At 69.8% G+C, this 17,797-nt stretch carries 16 protein-coding genes; 5 read left to right on the forward strand and 11 right to left on the reverse strand.

What is annotated here, in order from left to right; genetic code table 11:
- Window positions 1-11 precede the first annotated feature (11 nt).
- On the reverse strand, window positions 12-1,085 hold the full coding sequence (locus tag CLV01_RS03545; RefSeq protein ID WP_071954010.1) for an ornithine cyclodeaminase: 1,074 nt from the start codon (window positions 1,083-1,085) through the stop codon (window positions 12-14).
- 115 nt (window positions 1,086-1,200) lie between these two features.
- On the opposite strand from CLV01_RS03545, the gene CLV01_RS03550 reads away from it, so the two are divergent.
- The 3 genes from CLV01_RS03550 to sugE all read left to right on the forward strand — a co-directional run bounded on the left by CLV01_RS03550 (window position 1,201) and on the right by sugE (window position 3,474).
- Complete coding sequence (locus tag CLV01_RS03550; RefSeq protein ID WP_012202615.1) at window positions 1,201-2,481, forward strand: THUMP domain-containing class I SAM-dependent RNA methyltransferase; 1,281 nt, start codon at window positions 1,201-1,203, stop codon at window positions 2,479-2,481.
- Window positions 2,478-2,966, forward strand: coding sequence for a putative toxin-antitoxin system toxin component, PIN family (locus CLV01_RS03555; RefSeq protein WP_012202616.1), 489 nt, complete (start codon window positions 2,478-2,480; stop codon window positions 2,964-2,966). The genes CLV01_RS03550 and CLV01_RS03555 overlap by 4 nt, the downstream gene beginning before the upstream one ends.
- A gap of 190 nt (window positions 2,967-3,156) precedes the next feature.
- On the forward strand, window positions 3,157-3,474 hold the full coding sequence (gene sugE / locus CLV01_RS03560) for a quaternary ammonium compound efflux SMR transporter SugE (protein WP_013804742.1): 318 nt from the start codon (window positions 3,157-3,159) through the stop codon (window positions 3,472-3,474).
- A 61-nt stretch (window positions 3,475-3,535) separates the two neighbouring features.
- Here the strand turns inward: sugE and CLV01_RS03565 are convergent, their stop codons facing one another.
- The 6 genes from CLV01_RS03565 to CLV01_RS03590 form a co-directional block, all read right to left on the reverse strand.
- Entirely contained in the window at window positions 3,536-5,992 is a 2,457-nt protein-coding gene (locus CLV01_RS03565; RefSeq protein WP_099734989.1) for a TonB-dependent siderophore receptor, read from the reverse strand.
- A gap of 108 nt (window positions 5,993-6,100) precedes the next feature.
- Window positions 6,101-7,072: a FecR domain-containing protein gene (locus tag CLV01_RS03570; protein ID WP_099734988.1), complete on the reverse strand. Its 972-nt coding sequence runs from the start codon at window positions 7,070-7,072 to the stop codon at window positions 6,101-6,103.
- Window positions 7,069-7,590, reverse strand: a complete 522-nt coding sequence (locus tag CLV01_RS03575; RefSeq protein WP_099734987.1) for a sigma-70 family RNA polymerase sigma factor — start codon at window positions 7,588-7,590, stop codon at window positions 7,069-7,071. Before CLV01_RS03575 ends, CLV01_RS03570 begins: the two co-directional genes overlap by 4 nt.
- A gap of 87 nt (window positions 7,591-7,677) precedes the next feature.
- Complete coding sequence (locus tag CLV01_RS03580; RefSeq protein ID WP_034389533.1) at window positions 7,678-8,229, reverse strand: GNAT family N-acetyltransferase; 552 nt, start codon at window positions 8,227-8,229, stop codon at window positions 7,678-7,680.
- 417 nt (window positions 8,230-8,646) lie between these two features.
- Window positions 8,647-11,031 (reverse strand): cytochrome P450/oxidoreductase, encoded by a 2,385-nt coding sequence (locus tag CLV01_RS03585; protein ID WP_099734986.1) that lies wholly within the window; start codon window positions 11,029-11,031, stop codon window positions 8,647-8,649.
- Window positions 11,032-11,061: 30 nt separating this feature from the next.
- Complete coding sequence (locus CLV01_RS03590; RefSeq protein ID WP_034389537.1) at window positions 11,062-12,042, reverse strand: Bug family tripartite tricarboxylate transporter substrate binding protein; 981 nt, start codon at window positions 12,040-12,042, stop codon at window positions 11,062-11,064.
- A 161-nt stretch (window positions 12,043-12,203) separates the two neighbouring features.
- Here CLV01_RS03590 and CLV01_RS03595 point away from each other — a divergent pair, with 161 nt between their 5' ends.
- Complete coding sequence (locus tag CLV01_RS03595) at window positions 12,204-13,028, forward strand: IclR family transcriptional regulator (RefSeq protein ID WP_043820050.1); 825 nt, start codon at window positions 12,204-12,206, stop codon at window positions 13,026-13,028.
- 30 nt (window positions 13,029-13,058) lie between these two features.
- Here CLV01_RS03595 and CLV01_RS03600 read toward each other — a convergent pair whose 3' ends face one another.
- Complete coding sequence (locus CLV01_RS03600) at window positions 13,059-13,883, reverse strand: hypothetical protein (protein WP_180288354.1); 825 nt, start codon at window positions 13,881-13,883, stop codon at window positions 13,059-13,061.
- Window positions 13,884-14,077: 194 nt separating this feature from the next.
- Here CLV01_RS03600 and CLV01_RS03605 point away from each other — a divergent pair, with 194 nt between their 5' ends.
- Window positions 14,078-14,860, forward strand: a complete 783-nt coding sequence (locus CLV01_RS03605) for an IclR family transcriptional regulator (RefSeq protein WP_063327609.1) — start codon at window positions 14,078-14,080, stop codon at window positions 14,858-14,860.
- Between the two features lies 1 nt (window position 14,861).
- Here CLV01_RS03605 and CLV01_RS03610 read toward each other — a convergent pair whose 3' ends face one another.
- From CLV01_RS03610 to CLV01_RS03620, 3 genes are read right to left on the reverse strand one after another with little or no spacing between them, the layout of a single operon-like run.
- Complete coding sequence (locus CLV01_RS03610; protein WP_099734985.1) at window positions 14,862-15,980, reverse strand: CaiB/BaiF CoA transferase family protein; 1,119 nt, start codon at window positions 15,978-15,980, stop codon at window positions 14,862-14,864.
- A 21-nt stretch (window positions 15,981-16,001) separates the two neighbouring features.
- Window positions 16,002-16,964, reverse strand: coding sequence for a Bug family tripartite tricarboxylate transporter substrate binding protein (locus CLV01_RS03615; RefSeq protein ID WP_099734984.1), 963 nt, complete (start codon window positions 16,962-16,964; stop codon window positions 16,002-16,004).
- Window positions 16,965-17,004: 40 nt separating this feature from the next.
- Window positions 17,005-17,784 (reverse strand): SDR family NAD(P)-dependent oxidoreductase, encoded by a 780-nt coding sequence (locus tag CLV01_RS03620; protein WP_099734983.1) that lies wholly within the window; start codon window positions 17,782-17,784, stop codon window positions 17,005-17,007.
- Window positions 17,785-17,797 lie beyond the last annotated feature (13 nt).

Raw genomic sequence — 17,797 nt, forward strand, 5'->3', positions numbered from 1 at the left:
CAGTCCCCGTGTCAGCCAAAGCCGCGTTCTGCCTGCCCGGCCTCGCGCACCAGCCGGTACAGGTCGCGGGGGTCGGCCAGCGCAGGCACCAGGTCGATCGACTGCATCAGTCCGGTGTCGTGGGCCAGCGCGCGCAACCAGCGCAGGGCCGAATAGTCCTCCAGCGCAAAGCCCACGGAGTCGAACAGCGTGATCTCCGTGTCATGCCCGCGGCCCGGCGCCTGGCCGTTGATGACCTGCCACAGCTCGGTCACGGGCGCGTCGGCGGGCAATTGCTGCAGCTCGCCTTCCACGCGCGTCTGGGGTGTGAACTCCACGAAGATGCGCGCACGCCGCAGCAGTGCCAGGGGCAGCTCGGTCTTGCCGGGGCAATCGCCGCCGACTGCGTTGATGTGGGTGCCCGGGCGCACGTCGGCATCGGCGATCACGCAGGCGCGGTGCTTGGCGGCCGTCACCGTGGTCACGATGTCGGCGCCCTCCAGGGCCTCGGCGCTGCTGGCGCAGCAGGTGATGCGCTGGGCCGCGATGCCCGCATGGCCCAGGTTGTCCACGAGCTTGCGCATGGCGTGGACATCGATGTCGAAGATGCGCAGCCGTTCCACGCCCAGCAGGTGGGTGAAGGCCAGGGCCTGGAATTCGGACTGCGATCCTGCGCCGATCAGCGCCATGCTGCGGCAGCCCGGCCGCGCCAGCCGGCGCGCGGCCAGCGCCGAGGTGGCGGCAGTGCGCAGCGCCGTGGCCAGCGTCAGGTCGGACAGGAAGACCGGCAGGCCCGTGGCCACGTCGGCCAGGGCGCCGAAGGCCATCACCGTGGGCAGGTCCCGATCGGCGTTGTCCGGGTGGCCGTTGACGTACTTGAAGGCGTAGTCGAGCGCATCGGACACGGGCATGAGCTCGATCACGCCGCCGGGCGAATGGTGGGCGATGCGGGCCGATTTCTCGAAATCGGGCCAGCGCGCGAAGTCTTCCTCGATGGCATCGGCCAGGCCGGCCAGGCAGGCGGCAACGCCGACCTGCGCCACCAGGCGTGCGGCCTGCGTGGCGCCGAGGAAATCCGTGTGGACGGGCGTGGTTCGAGGCTTCATGGTGCTCTCCCTCGCGGTTGCTTCCACTGTAGGCCCGGGCCGAAGCGCAGGCAAGCGGGTTTCGGCTGGCGCCTGCGCGGGGAATCGCGGTGCGCGTATGCTCGGCACCCAAGCTATGAACCAACTGCATCTGTTTTTGCCCTGCGCCGCCGGCGTTGAGGGATTTCTGGCCGACGAGGTCCACGCGATCACCGGCCTGAGCGGCCACGACCTCATGGTGGGTCGTGGCGGCGTGATGGTGCGCGGCCTGTGGCGCGACGCCCTGCTGCTGAACCTGCACAGCCGGCTGGCCCAGCGCGTGCTGGTGCAGCTGTCGCAGACCCTGTACCGCAACGAGAACGACCTGTACCGCGCCGCCAGCGAAGTGGCCTGGGAGATCTGGTTCTCCCCGCGCGAGAGCTTCAAGATCGAGGTCACGGCCCAGCACAGCCCGCTGACCAGCCTCAACTTCGCGGCGCTGCGCGTCAAGGACGCCATTGCCGACCGCTTTCGCGACAGGAAGGGCGTGCGCCCCGACGTGGAAACGCGCCACCCTGACGTGCGCGTGCACCTGCACCTGACGACCGACGAGGCCACCATCTACATCGACACCTCCGGCGAGGCGCTGTTCAAGCGCGGCTGGCGCGAGGACAAGGGCGATGCGCCGCTCAAGGAAACCCTGGCCGCGGCCATGATCGCCGCCACGGGCTGGGACCCGCACGGCGACGATCCTCAGCCGCTGTACGACCCCTGCTGCGGCAGCGGCACGGTGCTGATCGAGGCTGCGCAGATTGCACGCCGCATTCCGGCCGGCATCCTGCGGCGCTTCGCGTTCGAGAAGCTGGTGCCCTTCCAGAGGCATGTGTGGGAAGCCATGCTGGACGAGGCCGAGGCCGCCATCCTGCCCGACAGCCCCGTGGCCATCTATGGCTCCGACGTGTCCCATCGCATGGTGGACTTTGCCCAGCGCAACGCCGAGCGTGCGGGCGTGGGCCAGACCGTGCAGCTGCGCGGTGGCGACGCGCTGCAGCGCATGCCGCCTTGCGAGCAGCCCGGCCTGATGCTGCTGAACCCGCCCTATGGCGAGCGCATTGCCGCAGCCGGCTCGGCCGGCCGCAGCGCCGGCGAACGCATGGAAGTGGTCGAGCGCGCGGGCCGCGAGACGGCCCAGACCGAGGACGGCGTGGAATTCTTCAGCCAGCTGGCCACCCACTGGAAGAAGAACTACAGCGGCTGGAGTGCCTGGATGCTCACGCCCGACCTCAAGCTGCCCGGCAAGATGCGCCTGAAAGAGGCGCGCCGCACGCCCATGTGGAACGGCCCCATCGAATGCCGGCTGTTCCGCTTCGACATGATCCGTGGCGCAGTCAAGCCCAGAAAGGCCGCCGAAGGCCCGGCAGAGGGCGCCGCGCCATGAAGATCGTGCTGCGCTGGCCGCAGTGCAACGACGGCTACGAAGGTCCCCTGCCCCGGCCCGTGGTGCTTGATACCAATGTGGTCCTTGACATGCTGATCTTCGACGATCCGCATGTTCCGCCGATCCGCGAACTGGTGGAGCAGGGACAGATGCGCTGGATTGCCGACCAGGCCCAGCGCCTCGAGCTCGAACGCGTGCTGCACTACAGCCAGATCGCGCCGCGCGTGGCTTTCTACGGCAAGACGGTCGAGGGCGTGCTCTCGGCCTTTGACGGAGCGGTCGAATACGTGGCCGATGCGCCGCGCATCCGCTTTGCCTGCACCGACCCCGACGACCAGCATTTCCTGGACCTGGCCAGCCAGCACCAGGCGCTGCTGATCAGCAAGGACAAGGCCGTGCTCAAGCTGCGCAAGCGCGTGGCCGGCCTGGGCGCCACCGTGGGCAACATCCTGCTGGCTGAACAGGAAGAGGCGCTGGCCGCCTGACGCCCTGGATGCTGTTGTGCAGCAACCACCCAGGCTGCAACGGGGCAACAGGCTGGGTGCGGCCAGCTTGAAGGCTTTCTCCTAAACTGGCGGCCATGCAGCAGGCGCAAGCCCTTCTGCCAGGAGGACGGCCTCCCCCACATCGGGACATGCATGCGCCGGGACGACCCGGCTTCACAAGGAGTTTTCCATGGCATGGGTCTATCTGTTGGTGGCGGGGCTGCTCGAAGTGGTCTGGGCGTTCTCGATGAAGCAATCGCACGGCTTCACGCGGCTGGTGCCCAGCGCCATCACCATCGTCACCATGATCGCCAGCTTCGGCCTGCTGGCCGTGGCCATGCGCAGCCTGCCGCTGGGCACGGCCTACACGATCTGGACCGGCATCGGCGCCGTGGGCGCCTTCCTGGTCGGCATCACGGTCCTGGGCGAGCAGGTCAGCGCCATGCGCATCGGCGCGGCCGTGCTCATCGTCTCGGGCCTGGTGCTGATGAAGATGTCCTCGGACTGAGCGGGGCCGCCCCCTGCCGGCCAGGCCGGCAGGAGGTCGGGGACCGGGCTCAGAACCTGGCTCAGAAGCGGTATTTGACGCCCACCATGAGATTGCGCGGCGTGCCGTAGTGGCTGTAGTAGCCCGCGTAGCTGAAGTACTTGCGGTCCAGGGCGTTGTTCAGGTGCACCGACGCACTCCAGTGCCGGTCGATGTCATAGCGTGCCATCAGGTTCACCACGGCATAGCTGGCCTGCCGCACCGTGGCGTCGCCTACCTCGCTTTGCCAGTTCACTCCGCCGCCCAGTGTCAGCCCCTGTAGTGCGCCGCCCAGGCGGTAGCTGCTGAAGAGCTTGACGCTGTTGCGCGGCAGCATGGTGTTGATGCGCTGGCCCTCTGCATTCGTGGTCAGGGTGTTGGCATAGCCGGCAGAGACCTGCCAGCCCGGCGCCAGCTCGCCGCTCAGTTCCACCTCCAGCCCCTGGGAGGTGGTGTTCTGCTCGGCCTTGTAGACATTGCTGCCCGGGAATTGCGCCTGCCACACCGCCAGGTTGTCCTGCTTGAGGTTGAACAGGGCCAGGCTGGAGTTGAGCTTGCCGTCCAGGTGCCTGCCCTTGATGCCGACCTCCAGTCCCCGGCCTTCCATGGGCGCCAGCGTGGCATTGTTCTCGTCGCGCACCCAGGAGGCCTGGGGGTTGAAGATCTTGGTGTAGCTGGCGTACAGCGCCCACTGGGGCGTCATGTCGTAGACGGCGCCCACGTAGGGGATGAAGGCGCCGTTCTCCCGGGCGCGGGTGGTGGTGGCCTCTCCGGTGTCGGGCGTGCTGGCGGTATCGCGCCCCCAGTAGATCTGGCGGCTGCCCAGGATCAGGCGCAGCGGCTCGGAGATGCGGAAACGTCCGGTCAGATAGCCTGCGTACTGGTGCTCCTTGGTGGAGAAGCGGCCGCTGGTCGCGAAGTCGGGCACGGGATTGCTGCCGTCATAGGTGAACAGGTTGTCTATGCGGCCTGCGGCCGAGCCGGAGTAGTCGTAGAGCCAGCTGCCGGAGGTGGGTCCCTTGTCCTCGAAGCGCGACAGCGTCAGGCCGGCGATCAACTCGTGCTCGCGGCCGAACAGCTTGAGCGGGCCGGTCAGGTACATGTCGAGGTTGTGCTGGCGCGGTTGGCCCTGAAAGCGCACGGGCAGCAGGCTGGTGCCGCTGCCATCGGCCTGCAGCGTGCCGTTGAGGTAGGTGTAGACCGAGTCGTAGCGGTCCTGGCCGTAGGCGTACTCGACCTTGCCGGTCCAGCCGCCGCTCAGCTCGCGCTCGATGGAGGTGAAGAAGCCGCTTTGCTCATGGTTGTTGTACGACCAGTTCGGCGATCCGTTCAGGGCGCGGGGCAGCCGGGTGGCACTGCCGTCCGGAAACCGCGACGGCAGGCCCGAACGCATCGGCGCATCCACATCGTTGCGCAGGTAGCTGAAGCCCACGGTCCACAGGGTCCGGTCGTCGAGATCGACCTCGGCGATGCCGTACAGCAGGCGCGAGTCCTGGTGGTAGCGCTCCAGCCAGGCATCGCCCGATTGGTAGTCCGCGACCAGGCGCGCGCGGGCCGAGCCGTCCTGGTTCAGCGGGCGGGAGATATCCAGGCCCGCGCCTCGGCGTCCCCAGCTGCCGGCATCGACATTGAGTTGCGTCTGGGGCCTGGCCGTGGGGCGCTTGCGGATCAGGTTGATGGTGGCCGAGGGGTTGCCCATGCCGCTGATGAGGCCCGTGGCGCCTCGCACGATCTCCACGCGGTCGTACATGGCCATGTGCTGGGTGTACTGGTTCAGGCCCGCAGCCGTCGGCACGCCATCGATCTCGTAGTTCTGGATCTCGAAACCCCGCGACCAGTAGCCGTCGCTTTCGGCTCCCAGGCCGTCGCGCGTGACGATGATGCCGGGCGCGGCCTCCAGCATGTCGCTGAGCCGCGTGGTGCCCAGATCCTCCAGCCGCTGGCGCGTCATCACGGTCAGCGCCTGGGGCGTCTCCTGGGGAGCCAGGTTCAGGCGCGTGGAGCTGCTGGACGATGCTGTGGTGTAGGAGTCCGTGCCCTCCGTGGTCGAGCCCGGGGCCTTGCCGGACACGGTCACCGTGGCCATGCTGACGTCTTGCTCCGGCAAAGGCGCTGCCGACGCAGGCAGGGCGCTGGCCTGGGGCGCTGTCCGCACGCCGAGCACGCCCTGGGCATCGCGCGTGAGCACCAGGCCGCTGCCGGCCAGCGCGGCCTGCAGCGCCTGCTCCGCCGTGTAGCTGCCCTGGATCGCCGGCGCCTGCTTGCCCGAGGCCAGGGCGGGGTCCAGCGACAGCGTGCGGCCGCTGTGCTGGCCAATGGCCAGCAGCGTCCGGGCCAGCGGCCCGGCTGGCAGGTCATAGCGTTGGCGCTGGGCGGCTTCGGCGCCTGAGGCTACCGCGGCCTCCTGGGCGGTCTGGGCCTGGGCGGGCAGGGTGGCGATGAGGGCGGCCAGGGCTGCGGCATGGGCCACGGGGCGCCATGCGAAAAGAGAGCGGGACATGCTTGTGGACTCCGGAGAAGGGGGGATGACACAGGACATGTCGCGCGAGCGGGTCGGATGTGATCACCCCTGGCGCAGTTTTTTTTGGAGCCCCGCGTTGACCGGGCCTCAGGCCGCATCGATCAGCGTCAGCCAGCCGCCGCGATAGCGCGTAACGCTGATGGGCAGGCTGCTGGCCAGCGCCTGCAGCGCACGGTCGGTATCGTCCAGCGGGAAGGTGCCCAGCACGCGAAGCCGGGAGGCGGCAGGGGCGACGCGCAACAGGCCGGTCCGGTAAGGCCGCAGGGCGTCGACCACCGAGTCCAGCGGCCAATCGTCCACGGCCAGCATGCCGCTTTGCCAGGCCGCTGCCGCCTCGGCGCGCGCCAGGGCCTCGGAAATGGTGGACCCGTCCATCCAGGCGCTGGCGCCGGCCCGCAGCGGGGACTGTGCGCCCAGCCGCGTGTGCAGGTCCACGTCCTGCGCGAGCGCGGCCACCTGCGTGCGCTCTTCCTGCAGGCGCACCATGAAGCGCGCGCCTTGCGCTGCCGGCACCTGGGCCTGGCCATGCCGGGTCTGCACGGTGAAGGGGCTGCCGGCCGGCACCTGCGCGATCAGCGCGCCCTGGCGCAGATGCACGCGGCGGCGGTCGGCGCCCAGGTCGATATCGATGGCGCTGCGCGCGTCCAGCAGCAGCCGGCTGCCGTCGGCCAACTCCAGGCTGCGCCGCTCGGCCGTGGCGGTATGGGCATCGGCCAGCAGGCCAGGCAAAGGCGTGAATCGGTGGGCCACCAGGCCTCCCAGGGCCGCGCCCGCAAAGGCCAGTGCGCCGCCCGCAATGCGCCTGCGGCGGCGGTCGGGCTGCAGCAGTGCGCTCAGCGCTGCATCGGCTGACGCATGGCTGGAGGTGTGGGGCGCCAGCGGTTGGAGCAAGCGCTCCAGCGAGCCGCTCACCTGGGACCACGCGGCTTCGTGGGCCGGGTCGGCCTGTCGCCAACGGTCCAGGGCCTTGCGCTGGTGCTCGGTCATGGCTCCCGAGCGCGACTCCACCAGCCAGGCGATGGCCTGCTGGCGCAGGGCGGCGGCCGAGGTGGCACTCATTGCGGCAGCGCCGTTGCGCAGTCCAGTGCGCAGCAGGCGGCTATGGCGCGCCCCATGTGGCGCCGCACGGTGATCTCGGCAATGCCCAGGCGCAGCGCGATCTCCCGGTAGGGCATGTCGTGCAATTGGTTGAGCAGCAGCACGCGGCGCGTGGTGGGTGGCAGCGACTGCAGCACGCGGTCCACGGCCTGCAGCGCCTGCACGATGGCATGGCGCTCCTCTTCCGAGGGCTGGTGGACGGCGGGCTGGGCCGCCAGCGCCTCCAGGTAGGCCTGCTCCAGGTCGCGCCTGCGCCAGAAGGAGAACAGCGTGCGCTTGGCCATGGTGGTCAGGTAGGCGCGCGGGTTGTCCAGCGGTGGAAGGTGGCGGGTGGTGAGCAGTTGCACGAAGGTGTCGTGCGTCAGGTCCTGCGCCTGTGCGGTGTCGCCCAGCTTGCGGCGCAGCCAGCCTTGCAGCCAGCCATGGTGGTCTGCGTAGAGCACGGCGACGGGAGGTGGCGGCAGGGGATGGGCGGGCATGCGGCGGGACAGGTGATGGGATGGGAATGCGTCTCAATTATCACGCCATGCCCTCACTCCCCGTGATTCACCTCGCCCGCGAGGCCCTCAGCGGCCCGTGCCCAGCTCCAGCGTCAGGCGCAGCATGTCGCGGTGCTGCACGCCGCGCTCCCACAGCTGGGTGGTGTAGTGCCTGAGGAAGAAATCCCGGTCTATGCCCGTCACGCGAAAACCCGCGCGCTGGTAGAAGACCAGCTGGTCGCCGAAGCTGCCCGTGCCGACCTCGATGCGCGGCGCTCGCTGGGAGCGCGCCCATTCGATGGCACGCCGCAGCAGGGCGCTGCCCAGGCCCCGGTGGTGCAGCGATTCCGCGACCGCGATGTTCATCAGCTCCCAGGCGGGTGGGCCTGAGGCCTCATCGCCGCTGGCGCGCAGCGGCACCAGCACGCACATGCCCAATACCTCGCCGCGCCCGCCGGGACGCGGCGGCTGGCCTTCGCGCTGGAAGGACTCGCGCGCGGCAAAACAGGTGGAGCCCGCCAGATAGCCGCGCACCTTCTCCCGCGACGGATCCGCCGACAGCAGCAGCGGCCACGGCGCCTCGGCCGGGTTCAGCGGCTCTATGTGCCAGGGTGCGAGAGAAACGGAAGGCGCGGTCATAAGCCTGAATCATCCCATGCCTGACATTGGGACGCAGTTGGGCTCCTCTGCGGAATCTTGACGTGCGCTTACAACTGTGCCTTTGCATGGGCGGATCTAGTGGTTTATACTTAGACCTAGGGTAAACGCTTAGAGGGTTTTCCCGGCATTCGCGGCACTTGAGATGCATGCCGCCAGTGATTGTTGAGCGTCTCAGTAAGGAAGTTCACCATGCGCCAAGCAATCTATTCCCTGATCGATTTCATCCAGCAAGCCCGCAACGCCGAGCTCGAAATCGCCAACCAGTAATCCGGTTGGAGGCAGGTGCGCCCCGAAGCGCGCCCACCGATGCGATCGCCCCATTGCCGATGATGGCCTTGGGGCTTTTGTGTTTCTGGGCGCCGGGCTTGCGGGCGCCGGGCTGCCCTGTAGCCCTGGCTACAGGCCCAGCACCAGCCTGCCGCTCCTGGCGCGCGAGCAGCAGCTCATCATCTTGGTGCAGGCCGCGCGCTCGCCGCGCGTGAGCACCATGTCGCGGTGGTCCACCTCGCCGTCGAGCACGGGCACTTCGCAGGACCCGCACAGCCCTTCCCGGCAGTCGCTTTGCACTTCGATCTTCGCGCTGCGCAGGGCGTCCAGCAGCGTCTGGTCGTTGCGCACCTGCAGCACAAGGCCTGAGGCGCGCAGTTCCACCTCGAAGCCCTGCTCCCTGGCAGGGTCCAGCGCCCCCACGGTGGAGACGAAATGCTCCACGCGCAGGCTGTCCTCGGGCCAGTGGCGGCTGGCGGCCTCCAGGCCGTCCAGCATGCGTGCCGGTCCGCAGGCATGGATGCGGGCTCCGGCGCGCGGCGTGGCCAGCAGGGCGGCGTAGTCGGCGCGCCGGCCTTCCTCCGCCACGTACAGATGCAGCCTGGCGCCATGCTCGGCCAGCAGCGGCGACAGCAGCGCCATGCCCGCGCGGCGCCGGCCGCTGTAGTGGATTTCATAGGACAGGCCCAGCGCCCTGGCGCGCCGTGCCATGGCCGAGATGGGCGTGATGCCGATGCCGCCGGCCACCAGGATCAGGTGGCTGGCGCCTTCGTCCAGCGGGAAATGGTTGCGCGGGCCCCGCACCTGTACGGTGGCGCCGCGGTGCAGATGCTCGTGCACCCAGGCCGAGCCGCCACGGCCGTTGGCCTCGCGCAGCACGGCAATCTCGTAGCTGCCGGTGTCCTGCGGGTCGCCGCACAGCGAGTACTGGCGTGACAGGCCCGTGTCGCCGCATTGCAGGTCGATGTGCGAGCCCGGCGTCCAGCGCGGCAGGGCGTGTCCATCGGCGGCCTTCAGGCGCAGGCGCAGCACGCCTTCGGCGGCAGCCTCGGCCTCGGCCACGACCATGGGCCGGCTGGCGCCGCCCTGCAGGGCTTCGCCGATGCGCACGGGCTGGCGCGCCTGCAGCAGGGCGGGACGGGCGCGCTCGGGGTTCAGGGCCGGGTCCCACTCCACCCACAGGTGCTCGGGACCCCGGAACGAGGTGTTGGGCACGTAGGTGAACCGCTGCTCGGCCAGCCGCATGTGGGGAAGGCGGCGCGTGAACTCCTCCAGGAAGATCTGCATCTCCATGCGCGCCAGGTTCTTGCCCATGCACTGGTGCGAGCCATAGCCGAAGGTCAGGTGGTCGCCGGCGTTGTCGCGGTGGATGTCGAAGAAGTCGGCATCGGCGAAATGCCGCTCGTCGTGGTTGGCCGACGAGGTCACGATGAGCAGCTTCGAGCCCGCCGGCACGGCCACGCCGCCGATCACCACGTCGCGCGTGGCCAGGCGCCGCCAGGCGGCCACCGAGCCGTTGTGGCGCAGGCATTCCTCCACGGCATTGGGGATCAGCGCAGGGTTCTCGCAGATCTGCTTCCAGGCGCCGGGATGCTGCAGCAGCAGCTTGACGGCGTTGGCCGTGGCATTGGCCGTGGTCTCGTGCGCGGCCACGATTCCTGCCATCATCATGGAGTGCAGGTAGGAGTCGGTGACGACCTCGGGAAGCTCCTTTTGCTTGCGTATGCCGTATTGCATCCAGCCCGGCGCATCGGGGTTCTCGCGCATCTTGGCCAGCACCTTGCCGGCCAGCTGCCAGAAGTTGCCCACCGCATGGGCCACGGCCACCTGCTGCTCTGGCCGGGGCCGGCCCCAGGTGTTGACGGTGTGGGCGATGGAGTACTCGCGCAGCTTGTCCATGTCCTCCTCGGGCACGCCGAGAAAGTGCAGGGCCACGGTCAGCGGCACCTCCCACAGCATCTGGTCCACAAGGTCGGCAAGGCCGTCGTCGATGAAGCGGTCCACATAGGCGCGCGCCAGCTCGCGCACCATGGGCTCGTGGTGGCGCAGCTCCTCGGGCGTGAACGGGTCCATCAGCGCGCGGCGGCGCGGCATGTGGGCGGGCTCGTCCTCGTTGACCAGGGTGCGGTTCAGCGCGAAGCCGTAGGAGGCCAGCACGGCATTGGCCTCCTCGCCCGTGGGCGTGATCTTCTCCAGCGCGATCGAGGGACTGAAGGCGATGTTGTCGCGGAACACCGCCTTGATGTCGTCGAAGCGCGTGACCACCCAGTAGCCCAGTTGCGGGCTGTAGAACACCGGCTCCTGCTCGCGCGCCCAGCGCACATATTCGGGCGGGTCCTGCTGGTAGCCGTCGCTGAACGGGTCGAAGGCCGCGGCACCCGCGCTGACGGGGCAGCCCGTGGGGCCGGTCTGGCCGCTGGGCTGGCGGTGGTCGAAGGGGCAGCGCGCGGAGGCTGGCGCAGAGCCGGACGCAAAGGCGGACGGGGCGGTGTCGGGGGCGGCGGAGGCAGTCATGGCAGGTTCGCAGGCAGGAGGCGCGGAGGGTCAATCCAAAGTGATGTTCTGGTCGCGGATCAGCTGGTGCCAGCGCGTGCTTTCGCTGGCCAGCAGCGCGGCGAACTGCTCGGGCGTGTTGCCCACGGGCTCCACGCCGAAATCCACGAGCTTCTGGCGCACGGCGGGCTCGTTGATCGCGGCCACGACCTGCCGGTGCAGGGCCGCGATGACCGGGGCCGGGGTCCTGGCGGGCGCCACCAGTCCCACCAGGGCGGCGGCCTGCACCTTGGGCAGGCCCAGCTCGGCGAAGGTGGGCACGTCGGGCAACTGGGGCAGGCGCGTGGCGTTGGCCACGGCCAGCGGGCGGACCTTGCCGCCCTTGATGAAGCCTGCGCCCGCGGCCAGGTCCACCATCATCACGGGCACCTGGCCGCCCGCCACGTCGCCCAGGGCCGGCGCCGCGCCCTTGTAGGGCGCGTGCACCAGCTTCAGGCCGGCCTCCACCCTGAGCAGTTCCATGGCCAGGTGGTGCGGGCTGCCGGCACCGGCCGAGGCGTAGTTCACGCCGTCCTTGCTGGTGCGCGCCTGGGCCAGGAAGTCTTTGGCCGTGGCCGCTGCCATGCCGGGGCCTGCCACCAGGATCATCGGGAAGCGGCCCATCAGCGTGACCGGCGCGAGGTCCCTGGCGGGGTTGTAGCTGAGGCTCTTGTAGAGCACGGGATTGAAGACCAGGGTGCCGTTGTCGGCCGACAGCACGGTGTAGCCATCGGCGGCGGCCCGCGCGGTTTCCGAGGCGCCTATGGCCGTGTTGCCGCCCGGGCGGTTGTCCACCACGATGGGCTGGTGCACCTGGCCGCCCCAGGCCTGGCCTATGGTGCGGGCCAGGAAGTCCGAGCCGCCGCCGGCCGCGTAGGGAACGATCCAGCGCACGTTCCTGCTGGGGAATCCGTCCTGGGCCAGCGCGCCAGGCAGGGCAGTGGCCGATAGCAGGCCTGCGGCCAGTGTGGTGAGGAAGAGGCGCTTGTGCATGGGGGCTTGTCTCCGGTGAGGCCTGGGTGGAATCCATGGAATCTTGTTTTGCGTAATTTTTCTACGCATTGCGTAAAAACACCGCCCGGGATTACCCGCAAGCTGCGGCACAATGCCCCGCCAGCCCTTAAAACAGGCGTTTCCAGACCCGCCCTGCCGCCATGACTTCCACTGCTGCCTCCGAGATTGACGAGCCCGCGCCGCCGCGCGAAAGGCGCCAGCGCGTGCAGGCCGCCGAGACCTGCCTGGCCGTGCTCAAGGCCCTGGCCACGCTGGGCGGACGCGCCAGCCTCACGGCCATCGCGGGCGCGGTGGAGGAAAGCCCGGCCAAGGTCCACCGCTACCTGGCCAGCCTGATGGCCGAGGGGCTGGTGGAGCAGGACCGTGGCGGCACGCAGTACGCGCTGGCGGCCGAGGCCATGCGCGTGGGCCTGGCCGCCATGCGGCAGTCCGACCCCATCCGCCTGGCCGAGCCGGCACTATTGCACCTGCGCGAGGCCTTGCAGGTCACCAGCTTCGTGGCCGTGATGGGCAACCTGGGGCCGACCATCGTGCGCTTCGAGGAGCCCGGCCTGCCGGTCACCGTCAATGTGCGCGTGGGCTCGGTGATGTCGCTGCTGTGGTCGGCCACGGGGCGCGCCTTCTTCGCCTTCATGGACGACGATGCCCGCGTGGATGCGCTGCTGGCCCGGGAGCTGGCCGAAGCGCCGGCCGCGCGGCGCGCGCTGCTCGATGGCGCGGACCCGCTGGGCACGCTGCGCCGCGAGATCCGCGCTGCGGGCTGCGCCTCGGTGCGCGACGTCAACCTGCCGGGCATCAGCGCCGTGGCGGCGCCGCTGCACGACTACACGGGCCATGTGGTGGGCGTGCTGTGCGCGCTGGGCGCCAGCGGCGGCTTCGACCCGGACCCGCAGGGCGCGGTGGCCCGGGCCCTGCGCGCCGAAGCGGCGCGCGTCAGCGCCTCGCTGGGCCACCTGCCCGGCTGAGGCCCGGCTGAGGCCTGCAGCCCGCTGCCGCTACGGCGTCACCAGCGTGTAGGCCATGCGCACGCGCTGCATGTCGCGGCCCAGGCGGCGGCTTTCGGGCAGGCGGCGCACCCAGGCCAGCTGTTTCACGGTGCGCGCCATCAGGGCGCGGGTTTCGGGCTCCATGGACTGCACGAAATCCCGCCAAGCCGTGCGCGCGGCCGGCATGGCGCCGGCCTGCTCCAGTATCCAGGCCGTGGAGTGCGCGTAGCACAGGGCATCGCGCACGCGGCACAGCGCCAGGGGCAGGTGGGCGGCGGGATCGTCCTCGAAGTCGATGAAGCCGATCACGCCATCGGCACAGCAGACCATGTTGCGCGCAAAGGCCTGGCTCAGGCAGTCGCCGCTGCCATGCACCTGCTGCAGCGTCTGCAGGCCCTGCAGCCACAGCGCCAGCGTGCTGCCATCGCTCCGGGGCAGGGCGGCTTCCATGGCATTGCCCAGCGAGGGCGCTTCCACGCCGGGGCTGCCCAGGTGGCGCATGGCAAAGCCGTCCTCGCACTCGGCCAGCACGGCAGGCACGCGCAGGCCGCGCTGCGCGAGCTGGCGCAGGCGGCGTACCTCTGTGCGGATGGCTTCGTGGCCGCCGGGATTGGGCACGGGCCGCAGCACGGGCAGGCGCAGGCACAAGGCGAGCAGGGCCAGCGCGCGATAGCGCCATGCCGGGTTGCTGGCGCCCGCGCGCTTGACCCAGATGGTTTCGTCTTCCCGGTCATAGCGCTGGATGCTGAGAGGCTGGCTCAGCACATGGGCGCGCAAAAAGGCGTCGTAGTCTGGCGGCTCGGGAGGCGGGACGGCGGAGGACGGTTCGGACACGGCAGGCTCTGGAAAGTGAGTGGCTGGCGCGCAACGCCAGCCGGATGCGGCAATTGTGCCGTGCCAGGACTTGCCGCTTGCGCCGGCCGGCGGTGGCGCCAGGGTTTGCACTGCGGCAAGGCCGGTGGATTTGCCGCCCGGCAGCCGGAAAATTGAGACAATCGTTTCATCTTTAGCAGTGCCGAAAACCATTCATGAACACAGAAGACAGTGGCAAGCTGGTGGCCGCCCTGGTGCGCGGCATCTCCGTGCTCCAGTGCTTTTCCAACAAGCACCAGGAACTCAGCGCCCGTGAACTGATGGACATGACGGGCCTGCCCAAGCCCACGCTGTTCCGCCTGATCGACACCCTGTGCGAACTGAACCTGATGCGCTACTCGGACCGCCTGTCCAAGTACGTGCCGGGCGTGGGGCTGCTGAACCTGTCCTCGCCCGTGCTGGCGCGCATGCACATGCGCCAGTTCGCGCGGCCGCACATGCAGGAGCTGGCCAATCACCTGGAGGGCCAGATCCAGCTGGCCGTGGGCCACGGCCGCCAGCTGTGCCTGGTGGAGCTGGCCAACGGCCTGACCAACAAGGTCTTCCTGCCCGAGATCGGCGTGCACATCTCGCTGTCGCGCACCGCCACGGGCCGCGCCTACCTGCTGAGCCTGCCCGAGGCCGAGCGCGAGGCCTTCATCGCCGAGCTGCAGGCCGACGATCCCGCACGCGCCCAGCAACTGCGCGAGCGGCTCGACGATGCGCGGCGCGACCTGGCCGAGCACGGCTTTTGCCGCAGCCACGGCGACCTGCACCGCGAGATCCAGTCCATTGCCGTGCCCATGTCCACGGCCAAGGACGGCGAGTACTGGGTGTTCTCGGTCTCCCTGCCCATCTACAGCCCGCAAAGCCGCGCGCTGGAAAGCGATGCCGGGCCGCGCCTGATCACGCTGGTGCGCCTGGTCGAGGGCATGCTGGGCGCCTCCAGCCTTTCGTGAATCAGCGGGCGCTGCGCCAGACTTCCTGCGCGCGCCCTGCGCTCACCTTCTCCCGCACGCTGGCGGTGTCGGAGCCTGCGGCATTTGCAGGACCCGGTGCATAGGCCTGGCCGTCAAAGCGCGGCGCGGGGCTGGCCTGCAGGGCGCCGCCTTCGGGCTGCAGATAGACGCCACGCGCCTGAAGGTGCGGATGGCTGGCGGCTTCCACAGGGCTGAGCACGGCGCCGAAGCAGGCATCGCTGCCCTCCAGCAATTGCTGCCAGTGCGCGCGGGGCCTGGAGGCGAACAGCGCCTGCAGCTGCGCGCGCCGCGCGGGCCAGGCGGCGCGGTCCCACTGGGGGCCCTGGAACGCTGCGGCATCGGCCAGGCCCAGCCTGTCCAGCAGCAGGGCGTGGAACTGCGGCTCGATGGCGCCCACGGTGATGAAGCCGCCATCGGCACAGGCATAGGTTTCGTAGAACGGCGCACTGTCGTGGATGCTGTGGCCGCGCTCGTCGGCCACCAGGCCGCGCTGGCGCGCATGCAGCATGAGGTTGAGCATGTGCGCCGCACCATCGACGATGGCCGCGTCCACCACCGTGCCGCGCCCCGTGGCGCGTGCCTGTACGATGCCGGCCAGCAACCCCGTCATCAGGTACATGGCGCCGCCGCCGATGTCGCCCAGCGTGGCAAACGGCGAGACCGGCCGGGCATCGGCCGGCGCGCATCCCCACAGTGCGCCCGAGACGGCCGCATAGTTGTTGTCGTGGCCGGCAGCCTGGGCCAGCGGGCCGTCCTGGCCCCAGCCCGTCATGCGGCCATACACCAGGCGCGGGTTGAGGGCCTGGCAGGCTTCGGGTCCCAGGCCCAGGCGCTCCATGGCGCCGGGCCGCATGCCTTCGATCAGCGCATCGGCATCGCGCACCAGGGCGAGCACCAGGTCACGCCCTTCGGGTGACTTGAGATCGGCGAACACCGAGCGCTTGCCGCGCGACAGCGTGGAGGCGCCCGCAGCAGGTCCGGCCTCGGGCCGCACGATGGACACCACATCGGCCCCCAGGTCCGCCAGATGCATGGCGCAGAATGGCCCCGGGCCGATGCCGCCAATCTCCAGCACGCGCACGCTGTCCAGCACCTTCATGGCGTCTCCGTCGAAATCAGTTCAGTCGAGTTGCAGCTGGCGGCTGGTGATCAGCGCGCCCCAGCTCTTGCGGTCGTTGTCCACCAGCTGGGTGAACTGCGCCTGCGGCATGCCGCCGGGGCGGCCGCCGAGCTCGCGGTAGCGGCGCGCCACCTCGGGGTCCCGGAGCACGGCGACAAGGCCGTCGGTGAGCTTGCGCACCACGGCGGGCGGCGTCTGCGCGGGCAGGAAGAAACCCATCCAGCCGACCTTGTCGAAGTCCTGCAGGCCCAGTTCGGTGGTGGTGGGCACGTTGGGCAGCTCGGGCTCGCGCTGCGCGCCCGTCACGGCGATGGGATGCAGCTTGCCGGCCTTGATATGCACCAGCGATGCCGTGAGGTTGTCGAACATGAACTGCGTCTCTCCCGAGACGATGGCCGCCGTGGCCGGTGCCGAGCCGCGGTAGGGCACATGCACCACGTCCACGCCCGTGCGCTCGCGCAGCACCTCGCCCATGAGGTGCGTGGTCTGGCCCACGCCGGCCGAGGAGAACGACAGCTTGCCCGGCGCCTGCCGCGCGGCCTTGAGCAGATCGTCCAGCGAGCGCACCGGCGATGCCTGCGGCACGACCAGCACGTTGGAAAACGAGATCATGTCCGTCAGCGCCACGAAGTCCTCGGGCCTGTAGGGCAGCTTCTTGTAGGCCGTGTAGTTGATGGCGTTGGAGCCCGTGTTGCCCACCAGCACCGTATAGCCGTCCGGCTGCGCGCGTGCCACCTGGCTGGCACCGATGGAGCCGCCCGCGCCGGGCCTGTTGTCCACGATGACGGGCTGGCCCAGCCGCTCGCCCAGCTTGAGCGCCAGCAGCCGCGCGGGAATGTCGGTGGAGCCCCCGGCCGCGCCCGGCACGACCAGGGTGATGGGCCGCGTGGGCCAGGCATCGGCTGCAATGGCTGCCGTGGCGCACAGCCAGGCGGCAGCGGCCAGCGTGAGGCGTTTGAACATGGTGTTTCTTCTCCGCGCGTGTGCTGGGCCAGGGCGCTTCTCAGCGAGGACTCATCCGAATGGCACCGTCCAGGCGAATCGTCTCGCCATTGAGCATGGGGTTCTCCAGGATGTGCAGCGCGGTCATCGCGTACTCGGACGGATGGCCCAGGCGTGCGGGGTTGGGCACGGAGGCGGCCAGCGACTGGCGGATGTTGTCGGGCAGCTTGGCCAGGATGGGCGTGTCGAACAGGCCCGGCGCAATGGTGCACACGCGGATCATGCGCGTGGCCAGGTCGCGCGCGGCGACGATGGTCATGCCGATGATGCCGGCCTTGGCCGAGGCGTAGGGAATCTGGCCGATCTGCCCCTCATAGCCCGCCACCGAGGCCGTGAGCACGCAGGCGCCGCGCTCGCCTTGCACGGGCTCGTTGCGCGCCATGCTGGCGGCGGCCAGGCGCAGCGTGTTGAAGGTGCCGATCAGGTTCACGCGCACGATGCCCGTGTACTTGTCCAGCGAGCCGGGGCTGCCGTCCTTCTCCACCAGCCGCAGCGGCCCGCCCACGCCCGCGCAGTGCACCAGGGCGCGGAACTCGCCGAAGTCCTCGGCGGCCGCAATGGCGGCGGCCATCTGGTCGGCGTCGGCCACGTCGGCCTTCACGAAGCGCAGGCTGCTGCCATGGCGCTGGCGGGCGGCGTCCACCATGGCCGCGCCGCGGTCCTCGTTCAGGTCCACCACCACCACGTTCAGGCCGCGTTCCAGCAGCGCCTGGGCCGATGCCTCGCCCAGGCCCGATACGCCGCCCGTCACCAGGGCCGTCATGTTCTCTTGCAGTTGCATGGATGTGTCTCCG

Source organism: Delftia sp. 60 (assembly GCF_002754395.1).
Taxonomy (GTDB): Bacteria; Pseudomonadota; Gammaproteobacteria; order Burkholderiales; family Burkholderiaceae_C; genus Comamonas; species Comamonas acidovorans.

Coding starts and splice junctions, on each gene's coding strand:
- CLV01_RS03575 (WP_099734987.1), bottom strand. CDS start 7,590: ATGCCCGCCCATCCCCTGCCGCCACCTCCCGTCGCCGTGCTCTACGCA.
- CLV01_RS03570 (WP_099734988.1), bottom strand. CDS start 7,072: ATGAGTGCCACCTCGGCCGCCGCCCTGCGCCAGCAGGCCATCGCCTGG.
- CLV01_RS03585 (WP_099734986.1), bottom strand. CDS start 11,031: ATGACTGCCTCCGCCGCCCCCGACACCGCCCCGTCCGCCTTTGCGTCC.
- CLV01_RS03605 (WP_063327609.1), top strand. CDS start 14,078: ATGAACACAGAAGACAGTGGCAAGCTGGTGGCCGCCCTGGTGCGCGGC.
- CLV01_RS03555 (WP_012202616.1), top strand. CDS start 2,478: ATGAAGATCGTGCTGCGCTGGCCGCAGTGCAACGACGGCTACGAAGGT.
- CLV01_RS03550 (WP_012202615.1), top strand. CDS start 1,201: ATGAACCAACTGCATCTGTTTTTGCCCTGCGCCGCCGGCGTTGAGGGA.
- CLV01_RS03610 (WP_099734985.1), bottom strand. CDS start 15,980: ATGAAGGTGCTGGACAGCGTGCGCGTGCTGGAGATTGGCGGCATCGGC.
- CLV01_RS03580 (WP_034389533.1), bottom strand. CDS start 8,229: ATGACCGCGCCTTCCGTTTCTCTCGCACCCTGGCACATAGAGCCGCTG.
- CLV01_RS03590 (WP_034389537.1), bottom strand. CDS start 12,042: ATGCACAAGCGCCTCTTCCTCACCACACTGGCCGCAGGCCTGCTATCG.
- CLV01_RS03620 (WP_099734983.1), bottom strand. CDS start 17,784: ATGCAACTGCAAGAGAACATGACGGCCCTGGTGACGGGCGGCGTATCG.
- CLV01_RS03545 (WP_071954010.1), bottom strand. CDS start 1,085: ATGAAGCCTCGAACCACGCCCGTCCACACGGATTTCCTCGGCGCCACG.
- CLV01_RS03565 (WP_099734989.1), bottom strand. CDS start 5,992: ATGTCCCGCTCTCTTTTCGCATGGCGCCCCGTGGCCCATGCCGCAGCC.
- sugE (WP_013804742.1), top strand. CDS start 3,157: ATGGCATGGGTCTATCTGTTGGTGGCGGGGCTGCTCGAAGTGGTCTGG.
- CLV01_RS03615 (WP_099734984.1), bottom strand. CDS start 16,964: ATGTTCAAACGCCTCACGCTGGCCGCTGCCGCCTGGCTGTGCGCCACG.
- CLV01_RS03595 (WP_043820050.1), top strand. CDS start 12,204: ATGACTTCCACTGCTGCCTCCGAGATTGACGAGCCCGCGCCGCCGCGC.